The organism is Pseudoalteromonas sp. S3431 (assembly GCF_000690035.1).
Taxonomy (GTDB): domain Bacteria; phylum Pseudomonadota; class Gammaproteobacteria; order Enterobacterales; family Alteromonadaceae; genus Pseudoalteromonas; species Pseudoalteromonas fuliginea.
Genome location: NZ_JJNY01000137.1, coordinates 1 through 10559 on the forward strand (window position 1 = coordinate 1; position 10559 = coordinate 10559).

Genomic DNA, 10559 nt, shown 5'->3' on the forward strand with positions numbered 1-10559 from the left:
ATAACGTCGTGAAAATTTTTATTTAGAACAACTAGATACAAAAATTTTTGCCTAGTTCTAGCGTAATTTACTTAACGTTAAATAGACCCCATATATAAGCAAGATTGGTATAAAAAGATAAAATAAATACGCCGTTCATTTTAAATGAACGGCGTATTTATTTCTGGCAATTAGCTATTAATACGAAAGTTTGCCTTTGCTCTTAGAATATTAAAGAGTTCTAAGTTAGAGTTCAGGTTTAGCTAAATCGTCAGAATCACCTAAGCCAAGAGTAAGTTCTTCAAGAAGTTGCTTAATCTCTTCTGATGACAAAATAAAGTCAGCATCTAGTTTTACAGCCATATCTTCTTTTGGGATATCCGCATTTTCTTCTTTTAATGTTTCTGAGTAACTTAAGCGCTTAATAGAGCCATCATTTTGTAGCATGAACTTAACGCGTTCTTGCCAATCTAGAGCAAGTTTGGTTACGCGTTTGCCACTTTCAAGATGTGATTTAACTTCGTCACACGACAAGTCATGACCTTTAAGCTTTACCTGTGCTCCGCTGTCATCTGCTTCTTCAAGCTCTGCGTCTGAGCCTATAGCAAAGCCTTCCGGTGTACTAAAGTTAGTTAACCAATCAGTTAAAAATACATCCAAGTCGTAGTTTGCAAATGCAGGTACTACTGGTAGCGTACCAAGTGATTTACGAAGCAATGCAAGTAGCTCTTCGGCTTTATTAAAGCTGCCACTATTAACAACTACCCAGCCATTTTCTTGGTCGATAAATGCAAATTGTAAGCTCGATTTTTTAAATGCTTGAGGTAGAAGAGCATGAAGAATGTTTTCTTTTAATTCGTCTTTTTCTTTTTTCTTAACTGGACGGTTTTCTTCAGCTTCAATTAAGTCAATTTTTTCAGCGACAAGTTCATTAATAACTGATGCTGGTAGTACCTTTTCTTCACGTTTAGCGCAGACTAAAATACTTTTTTGAGAAAAATGCGATAGTGTTTCACCGTGCTTTCCAAATGCTTTTGTCCAACCAAATGTAGAAAGCTCCTGGCCTGTACATGGACGAAATAAATCTTGCTCTAATGCTTTGTCGAAATCTTCTTGCGTGTATGAAACGTCTTGTTTAAAGCGATAACATATAAGGTTACTAAACCACATAGGGGTACTGATCCATTTGAAAAATTTGCCCAATCATAACAATAAAATCACTATCTCGAAATGCTTGATTTTATTCCTGCCAATTTAATTCTGATTAAAAATAGGCAGGGGTTTAGGCATGTTTTTAGGGAATTGTATATGGTAGTGCAAACCCTCACCTGGTTCGCTAATCGCTTCAATTGAACCACTTAAAGTTTGTTTTACTAAATTGAACATTATATGTGTACCAAGCCCACTACCGCCTTGATCTCGTTTTGTTGTGAAAAAAGGGTCAAACAGCTTTTTAAGTTGTTGCTCTGTAACACCGCTCCCATTATCTTTATAATCAATAGTTAAAAATGTTTCGTCGCTGGCTATTTTTATATCTATAATGCCGTTGTTTATATTTTCAAAACCATGAATTAGCGAGTTCATTATTAGGTTAGTGAAAATTTGGCTTATTGCCCCCGCAGGTAAATTTAAAACTAAGTCATCAGGACATTCTAGCTGAAGTTTATGAGATGTTTTTTTGAGCTTGGGATGAAGTGAACGGATCACCTCGTTCACGTAGTCTTTAAAATTGATCGTTCTTACTGCATCACTTGCCTGATCTACGGCTATTTGTTTAAAACTTGCAATTAGTTCTGAGGCTCTATCAAGGTTAGTTGTAAGCAAACTCGTACTTTGCTTTGCGTCATTAATGAACTCTTCAAGGGCTTTCGGCGAAAGCGTTTTTTCTTTATAGGCGGCTTCAAGCTGATTTAAGCGTTCTTGTAAAAACGAAATTGCAGTCACCCCAATTCCTATAGGGGTATTTATATCATGAGTTATCCCAGCAACGAGTCCCCCTAATGCAGCCATTTTTTCAGTGCCAAGTAAGCGCTCTTGTGCAAGACTTAATTCTTCAACATAGCGTTCTAGTTCAGTTTGTTTTGTTAGCAGCTCTTGCTCTGTACTTCTACGAAGATCAACTTCGTCAGTAAGTACAATTTTTTGTTTTTCTAATTCATATTTTTGCTGCTGTAGATCCATCATTGCTTGGCTTAAATTTGATGTTTTACGTGCTACATCTTGTTCTAATTGAATGTTATGTTGATCTAGCTTCTCATTACTAATAATGAGTTCTTTTTGTGCTTGCTCGAGCTCTAGACGGTATTGGACTACTTTATCTATTAATTTATTAAACGATTGTTCCATAACGTTGAGTTCATTATGTTCCTCCGTTTCGATTTCTATATGTTGCCCTTCAAGTTCGTCTAGTTCGAGGTTTTCTATTTGATCTGTTAGCTGAGATAAAGGGTCTGTGAGTAACTTTCTAAATGCCATTAGAAATAGAATGATTAAAAAAGTAGTTTTAATCATTGCGTTACCAATCAAAAAGTAGATTGAAACCATGATTCGACTAAAAACGACTTCACGACTAGAAAATAACGTCACATCGCCAACTTGCGTTGCTCTGCCTGAAAACTCAAAAATAAGCGGAAAAGTATAACCAAACAAACCAGACTTAGAGTCCTCTAACATGACTTCTTCTTGTACTAGCTGTTGGCTGTAAAGTTTATGTATATCGAGAGAACGGCCGAGTTGCGAAATTACTTCACCACTATCATCACGGACAATAATACCTTCAATCATAGGAATAGCTAACAGACCTTCTGCAGTTGTTATGGTTTGCTTTATATTCAGCTCCCAAATAGCACGGGTTAGGCTTCGGCTGAAGGTTTTTTGTAAAGTAGTTAGCTCGTCTCTTATATAGTCCTTAGTGTTTACATATTCGGCAATAACTTGTCCGCAAGTGACCACAAAGGTAAGCAAAAAATAGACCGATAGCACACTGGTCAGCAACTTTTTAGAAAGGCTTTGTTGTAACATAAGTGATTTATGGTTCCTTGGGTTGAGTTAAATAACTGCGGTTTATATAAAAGCTAGTCAATAAAGGCGTAAAAATAAATAAAAATTAATTTTTACTTATTAAAAAGTGTTAAAAGTCGGAAGTGTATCTCAGATATTTAACTTTCCCCCCTTAGTTAAATAATGATTTCTGTTAATGTAATCAAAATTTATTTTCTGATTACATTGAGTCTTTAGCTTTATTTTACTTCGGCATGTTTGATTTTAAGCAAGGAATGCATAACCAGATCCCGACATTTTTACTAAGCGGTTAGGTTACAAACTTTGTACCTGATTAGCTACCGAAATGAGCATGTTTAGTTATGTAAGAACAATACGCCTAGTACTATAGTTTATCGTAGGGTGAAAATTTAAGAGTAAATAATTACCATTACTTTGTTTGCTTATAAAGAGACCGTGATAAGATAAAATAAAGTTGCTATGGATAGCTGTTTTTTAACAAATTTAATTATGCTTAATACAGTAGTAAATATTATGAATTTTTCTATTTTAGTATGTGATGACTCAACCGTGGCTCGTAAGCAAGTTATTCGATGTTTGCAGCAATGTCTTGATGCAGATATTCAGCAAGCAATAAATGGCGCACAAGCTATTGAGCTATTAAATACTCATAATTTTGATTTGTTATGTTTGGATTTAACTATGCCTGAAGTTGATGGAGTTCAAGTGCTTGAGTATATCAAAGCTAATAAAATAGAGTGTTTTGTGCTCGTCATATCGGCAGATATTCAAGACAAAATGAAGTTACGAGTTACTCAATTAGGCGCTATCGACTTTATAAATAAACCAATAGATAAAACCCGTATGAATAATATTTTGCATAAATTTGGCATTCATTAGGTTTTTTCATGTTCAAAAAGGCTGTTTTATCTTTTAATTTGGGGTTGACAGCATAGCCTTTGTTAAGGCAGTCTTAACCTATGAAAACAATTAATCGCGTACTGACCATTATTATTACAACCACCATTCTTACTGGATAGTGGCATAGGTCGGTGCAACAAATTTAAAGGCCTGTGTTCACTTAGAACACAGGCCTTTTTTCGTTTTATGGGATGAGGAACATAAACAATGCGCGTTTTAAAATTTGGAGGCTCGTCGCTTGCCGACTTTACTTGCCTTCAGCAGGTAGCTCAATTAGTTAAAGCACAGCTAAAAGATGAAATGTTATTGGTGCTTTCTGCTCCAGGTGGAATGACCGATTCATTAGTTGCGTTAGCAAGTGAGGCAGAGCAAGGCTTAGATTTTTCGCAGCAATGGCAAGCATTAGCTAGTCGTTGTGAAGGCTTAAAAGCTGGCGTTGAAAAAAGTGGCGTAGTAGTTACAAGCTGGCCAGACCTAAGGGAACTTAAAAATAAATTAGATGGCGTGTCGCTTATACAGTGTTGCCCTGATCAAGTTCGCGCATTTGTAATTAGTTTTGGAGAGCGCGTTAGTGTTTCTTTAATGCAGGCTTTATTGAACTCGCAAGATGCAAGATACTTAGAAGCAACAAGCTGTATAGCTTCAACGGGTGGTTACATTGATGCAGAAGCGGATTTAGTGGCAAGTAAAGCGCGCTTTCAAGCTGTGCTTAAAGAAAACCCTGCAACTATTTATATCATGCCTGGTTTTACGGCGAGTAATGATAAAGGTGAGCTTACAACGCTTGGCCGTAATGGTTCAGATTACTCAGCAGCTATTGCTGCGGCATGTTTAGAAGCTGAGATTTGCCAAATTTGGACTGACGTTGATGGCGTATATAGCGCTGATCCTCGTTATATTAAAAAAGCCACTAAAGTAGATTTTTTATCTTATAAAGAAGCGATGGAGCTTTCTTACTTTGGTGCAAAAGTACTTCACCCTAAAACAATCTTACCGTGTGCTAAAGCAGGCGTGCCATGTGAAATTAAAAATACGCATAACCCAGACGCACAAGGCTCATTAATTGGTAACGATTATTCATCTGATGAGCCCGTAAAAGCGCTTTCTAGCTTACAAGACCTTGCAATGTTAACTGTTTCAGGCCCTGGCATGAAAGGTAAAGTAGGCATGGCGTCTAAGGTATTTAACGCGCTTGCTCACGATAACGTATCAATTGTATTGATCACGCAATCATCATGTGAATTTAGCATTAGTTTTTGTGTGCACGAAACAGACTTAGCACTTGCACTCGATGCGCTACAAACAGCATTTGAGCTTGAATTACAAGCAGGGCTTATTGAGCCTGTACAAGTGCAGCGCAATTTAGCCATTGTTACTTTAGTGGGCGATAACATGCGCGCACACCGTGGTTTAGCAGCTAAGTTTTTTGCATCGCTTGCACAAGCGCAAGTAAATATTGTGGCAATTGCACAGGATTCTACAGAAAGTGCTATTTCTGCGGTAATTGATGGTGAGTTATGTAATGACGCCGTAAAAATATGCCATGAAAACTTTTTCACACATGTGCCGTCAATTGATGTGTTTTTACTAGGTTGTGGCTTAGTAGGGCAAGAGCTTATTAATCAGCTTGAACGTCAACAAGCTTGGCTTGAAAAGCGTAATATTAAACTCAACTTGTACGGTGTTGCTAACTCTCGTCAATTACACCTTGATAACGAAGGCATTGCTTTTAGTGATTGGCAGCAAAAATTAGCCTCATCTGAGCAAGCATTTGATTTAAAGTTAGTAGAGCAATTTGTTAAGCAAAACCACTTAGTGAATCCGGTATTAGTAGATTGTACATCTTCAGATGCACTTGCTGCGCAGTATGTAGACTTTTTAAATGCAGGCTTTCATGTAGTTGCTGCCAATAAAAAAGCGACAACAAGCTCATACACGTATTACCAAGATTTAATTGCGGCAACACAAAAGAATAATCGTAAATTTTTATACGAAACAAATGTTGGTGCAGGCTTACCAGTTATCGATAACTTGCAGTCATTATTTGGTGCCGGTGATGAGTTATTAGAGTTTAGCGGTATTTTATCAGGCTCACTTTCGTATATGTTTGGCGCACTTCAAGATGGTTTATCACTTTCTGAGGCAACTATTAAAGCCAAAGAAAGCGGTTTTACTGAGCCAGACCCTCGTGATGATTTATCGGGTACCGATGTAGCACGTAAGTTATTGATCATTGCTCGCGAAGCCGGCATGAAGTTGGAGCTAAGCGATATTGAAGTTGAGTCAGTATTACCACAAGGTTTTGCACAAGGTGATAGCGTTGATGAGTTTATGGCAAAACTACCAAGCCTAGATGCTGATTTTAATGACCGCATTCAAAGTGCTGCGAGCGAAGGTAAGGTACTTCGTTATGTAGGTACAATTAAAGAAGGTCACTGTAAAGTAGGTATTGAGGCTGTTGATGAAAAACATGCCCTTAATGTAATTCGCGATGGCGAAAACGCGCTGGCTATTTTAAGCCAATACTACCAGCCACGTCCGTTTGTAATTCGTGGTTATGGTGCAGGCTCTGAAGTAACAGCAGCGGGTGTATTTGCTGATATTTTAAAAACGTTATCGCGCTAGGAGCTCGTTATGATTGAAGTATATGCTCCGGCGTCTATTGGTAATTTTGCAGTGGGTTTTGATGCACTTGGCGCAGCGCTTGCGCCAATTGATGGCAGTTTATTAGGCGATGTAGCCATTGTAAGTGCAGCACCAAGTGACGAATTTATTTGCACTGGCGACTACGCTCACAAGTTACCAAGTGATGCTAATGAAAATTTAGCGTACCAGTGTTTAGTGCATTTTAGAGCGCATGTTGCGCCTAATATGCCAAGCGTAAAGCTCGAGCTTAAAAAGAATTTACCAATTGGATCTGGGCTTGGCTCTAGTGCATGTTCGGTAGTGGCTACCTTTGCAGCTCTTGATAAGTTTGCACAAACTAACTTAAGTCAGGTTGAGCTTATTGAGCTTATGGCTGACTTTGAAGCTGTGGTAAGCGGCGGTCGTCATTACGACAACATCACGCCATGCTATTTAGGTGGTTTGCAATTAACAGGTGATTTAATCCCTGATAAATCGATTGCACTGCCTGTTGATGATAATTGGTACTACGTTGCTGCGTTCCCTGGTTTTTCACTCAACACTGCAAAAGCGCGCTCGGTTTTACCAAAAGAGTTGAGCATGCATGCAAGTGTTGAGTTTGCACAGCGTTTATCGGCATTTAGTAGCTTACTGTTAACTAACCGTTTTGACGATGCGCTAAGCATAATGAAAGATGAAATAGCAGAACCTTACCGCGCACCGCTTATTAAAGGTTTTAGTGAAGCTAAAGGAAGCTTGCCAGCGCTGGGCGCTGAAATAGTGAGTATTTCGGGCGCAGGACCCACCTTGTTTAGTGTATGTAAAACACTTGAAGCTGCGCAGCAATGCGCACAGTGGTTAGAGGCAAATTACATTAACGAGCAAGGCTTTTGCCACATTTGTAAATTAGATAACGACGGCACGCGTCAATTAACAGTTTTATAGGATAGGTAGTCATGCAATTACATAATTTAAAAGATAGCTCACAAAAAGTGTCGTTCGTTGAAGCCGTAAAAACAGGTTTGGGTCGTAATCAAGGTGTGTTTTTTCCTGAAACCCTTGCCCCACTGTCCGATGTTGATGCATTGCTTGATATGGACTTTGTTACACGCAGTGGCAAAATATTATCTCACCTAATTGGTGATGAGCTACCAAGCGACACTGTGGCACAAATGGTTAAAAATGCATTTAACTTTCCAGTTAAGCTGGTGGAGGTTGAAGAGAATACATACTGCTTAGAGTTGTTTCATGGTCCTACGCTTGCGTTTAAAGACTTTGGTGGTCGCTTTATGGCAGAGTGTTTAGCGCAATTTAATAAAGATGAAAAAGTAACTATTTTAACCGCAACATCGGGCGATACTGGTGCAGCCGTTGCACATGCTTTTTATAATAAGCCAAATATTGATGTTGTAATTTTATATCCTAAAGGCAAAATTTCACTTGCTCAGCAAAAGCTATTTACCACGCTAGGTAACAATATTCATTGTTACGCAGTTGAGGGCAGTTTTGATGATTGCCAAGAGTTGGTTAAAAATGCCTTTTTAGATGAAGAAGTTAAATCAACACTTGGGCTTAATTCTGCTAATTCAATTAATATTAGCCGTTTAGTTGCTCAGGTTTGTTATTACTTTGAGGCCATTGCACAACTACCAAAAGAAAAACGCGCAACAGCGCATATATCAGTGCCAAGTGGCAACTTTGGTAATGTATGTGCTGCAATGATTGGTGCGGTTATTGGCTTACCTGTAGGTAAATTAAGTGCAACAACCAACCAAAATGATACTGTGCCGCGCTTTATGCTTGATAAAACGTGGACGCCAAACGCAACACTTGAGTCGCTTTCAAATGCAATGGATGTAAGTAAGCCAAACAACTGGCCGCGTGTGCAAACAATGTTAGATAATAACTGGTTTAGCTACGATAACTTTTATTCAACTAGCGTAAACGAGCAAGACACGCAATCGGTGATGAAAAAAATTCAACAAACGGGTTATGTTGCAGAGCCTCATACTGCTATTGCGTACCAAGGTCTTGTTGAAAATCGAGCGCCTGGTGCAGCGGGTATCTTTTTAGCGACCGCTCACCCTGCTAAGTTTAAAGAAAGCGTGGAGGATATTTTAAATATTGAATTGGATATGCCAAAACCACTTAGCGATGCATTAGCAAAACCATGTCTAGCAAGCGATATAAACGCCGATTACGACGCATTACGTACAGAAATACTTGCAAAGCTAGGATAATAAAAAATAACAATTGAAGCGGCTATGGCCGCTTTTTTTATAAATTATAATTCAAAAAAGAGAGGCTTTCATTAGCTAATTAAATGTGAAAAATGAAATGCATTTAAAATAGTTATGTACTTATTAAAAAATATCATCTTAAAAAGTCTGTGAAATAGTTTCAATCCCTGTTTAAATATCCTCAACTTAAGAGCGTAGGCAAAGAGTCGTTTAAAGCGTACAATAAAGCCTCTAAAAAACACCATACACGTTGCCCTAGGAGACCCCAATGTTAGAACGTAGCATGAATATTTCGGATTTTGATCCAGAGTTATTTGACGCAATCACTAAAGAAACTGCTCGCCAAGAAGAGCACATTGAACTAATTGCATCTGAAAACTACTGTAGCCCACGTGTACTAGAAGCACAGGGTTCACAGCTTACTAACAAATACGCAGAAGGTTACCCTGGCAAACGTTATTATGGCGGTTGTGAGCACGTTGATGTTGTTGAGCAATTAGCAATTGACCGTGCTAACGAGTTATTTGGTTCTGACTACGCAAACGTACAACCACATGCTGGTTCGCAAGCTAATGCTGCTGTTTTTCTAGCGCTATTAGAAGCAGGCGACACTGTACTTGGTATGAGCTTAGCTCATGGTGGTCACTTAACTCACGGATCACACGTAAGCTTCTCTGGTAAGCTTTACAATGCAATTCAATACGGACTAGATGAAACAACGGGCGAAATTGATTACGCACAGGTTGAAGCACTAGCACTTGAGCATAAACCAAAAATGATTATTGGTGGTTTCTCAGCGTACTCAGGTATTGTTGATTGGGCTAAATTCCGTGAAATTGCTGACAAAGTAGGTGCTTACCTGTTTGTTGATATGGCTCACGTTGCAGGTTTAATTGCGGCAGGCGTTTACCCAAGCCCAGTTCCTCATGCACATGTTGTAACTACAACTACGCATAAAACACTTGCTGGTCCTCGTGGTGGTTTAATTATTTCTGCATGTGGCGACGAAGCAATCTATAAAAAGCTTAACAGCGCAGTTTTCCCTGGTGGCCAAGGTGGTCCTTTATGTCATGTTATTGCAGCAAAAGCAGTGGCATTTAAAGAAGCGCTTCAACCAGAATTTAAAGTATACCAAACACAAGTTGTTAAAAACGCAAAAGCAATGGTTGCTGTAATGCAAGAGCGCGGCTACAAAATCGTATCTGACAAAACTGAAAACCACTTATTCCTACTCGATTTAATCGATAAAGATATTACTGGTAAAGATGCAGATGCAGCCCTTGGTAACGCTAACATCACAGTTAACAAAAACTCAGTGCCAAACGATCCACGTTCTCCGTTTGTAACATCTGGTTTGCGTATTGGTTCTCCTGCAATCACTCGTCGTGGTTTCAAAGAAGAAGAATCAAAAGAGCTTGCTGGCTGGATTTGTGACGTACTAGATAATATCACTGATGAATCTGTACAGGCGCAAGTTAAAGAAAAAGTAAAAGCAATTTGTGCAAAATTACCTGTTTACGCTTAATTGCATAAGCAGCAGTAATTTAGATCACATAGGCTAGGGGCCTGTTTATCTTTCGAGGTTTAATTTGCAGTAGTATGTTTGGTTTTTAGGCAAGGCAGAGTCTATGTAGTGTGGTTACTCCACACAAATAGGCGATAACGCAGCATAAATGGCAAACATGCACTGCCCTCGGGTTCGTCCTAGAGGCGATTTACTCTTTGTTGCCTACATGGATGTAGGTAAGGGGCGTGAGCAGGACGCGGAAGCTTTGCTCGGTTTTTACTTAGCCC

Annotated in this window: 7 protein-coding genes; 5 read left to right on the forward strand and 2 right to left on the reverse strand. The window is 38.9% G+C overall.

Annotation, left to right across the window (positions count from 1 at the left end; translation table 11 throughout):
- Positions 1–225 precede the first annotated feature (225 nt).
- Entirely contained in the window at positions 226–1149 is a 924-nt protein-coding gene (gene rdgC, locus DO88_RS00180; protein WP_007377477.1) for a recombination-associated protein RdgC, read from the reverse strand.
- An 84-nt stretch (positions 1150–1233) separates the two neighbouring features.
- Complete coding sequence (locus DO88_RS00175; protein WP_007377476.1) at positions 1234–3000, reverse strand: ATP-binding protein; 1767 nt, start codon at positions 2998–3000, stop codon at positions 1234–1236.
- 513 nt (positions 3001–3513) lie between these two features.
- On the opposite strand from DO88_RS00175, the gene DO88_RS00170 reads away from it, so the two are divergent.
- The 5 genes from DO88_RS00170 to glyA all read left to right on the forward strand — a co-directional run bounded on the left by DO88_RS00170 (position 3514) and on the right by glyA (position 10290).
- Complete coding sequence (locus DO88_RS00170) at positions 3514–3879, forward strand: response regulator (protein ID WP_188085272.1); 366 nt, start codon at positions 3514–3516, stop codon at positions 3877–3879.
- Positions 3880–4107: 228 nt separating this feature from the next.
- A complete protein-coding gene (thrA, locus tag DO88_RS00165) occupies positions 4108–6525 on the forward strand; it encodes a bifunctional aspartate kinase/homoserine dehydrogenase I (protein WP_033041208.1) in 2418 nt (805 codons plus the stop codon).
- A gap of 9 nt (positions 6526–6534) precedes the next feature.
- Positions 6535–7470 carry a homoserine kinase gene (thrB, locus tag DO88_RS00160; protein ID WP_033041210.1) on the forward strand — a complete coding sequence of 312 codons (936 nt, stop codon included), beginning with the start codon at positions 6535–6537 and terminating at the stop codon, positions 7468–7470.
- A gap of 11 nt (positions 7471–7481) precedes the next feature.
- Positions 7482–8765 carry a threonine synthase gene (thrC, locus tag DO88_RS00155; RefSeq protein ID WP_033041212.1) on the forward strand — a complete coding sequence of 428 codons (1284 nt, stop codon included), beginning with the start codon at positions 7482–7484 and terminating at the stop codon, positions 8763–8765.
- 268 nt (positions 8766–9033) lie between these two features.
- Entirely contained in the window at positions 9034–10290 is a 1257-nt protein-coding gene (gene glyA, locus DO88_RS00150; protein WP_033041214.1) for a serine hydroxymethyltransferase, read from the forward strand.
- Positions 10291–10559 lie beyond the last annotated feature (269 nt).

Excerpts from the sequence above, each read along its gene's own strand:
- rdgC (WP_007377477.1), bottom strand. The coding sequence starts at position 1,149 with ATGTGGTTTAGTAACCTTATATGTTATCGCTTTAAACAAGACGTTTCA.
- thrC (WP_033041212.1), top strand. The coding sequence starts at position 7,482 with ATGCAATTACATAATTTAAAAGATAGCTCACAAAAAGTGTCGTTCGTT.
- thrB (WP_033041210.1), top strand. The coding sequence starts at position 6,535 with ATGATTGAAGTATATGCTCCGGCGTCTATTGGTAATTTTGCAGTGGGT.
- DO88_RS00170 (WP_188085272.1), top strand. The coding sequence starts at position 3,514 with ATGAATTTTTCTATTTTAGTATGTGATGACTCAACCGTGGCTCGTAAG.
- thrA (WP_033041208.1), top strand. The coding sequence starts at position 4,108 with ATGCGCGTTTTAAAATTTGGAGGCTCGTCGCTTGCCGACTTTACTTGC.
- glyA (WP_033041214.1), top strand. The coding sequence starts at position 9,034 with ATGTTAGAACGTAGCATGAATATTTCGGATTTTGATCCAGAGTTATTT.
- DO88_RS00175 (WP_007377476.1), bottom strand. The coding sequence starts at position 3,000 with ATGTTACAACAAAGCCTTTCTAAAAAGTTGCTGACCAGTGTGCTATCG.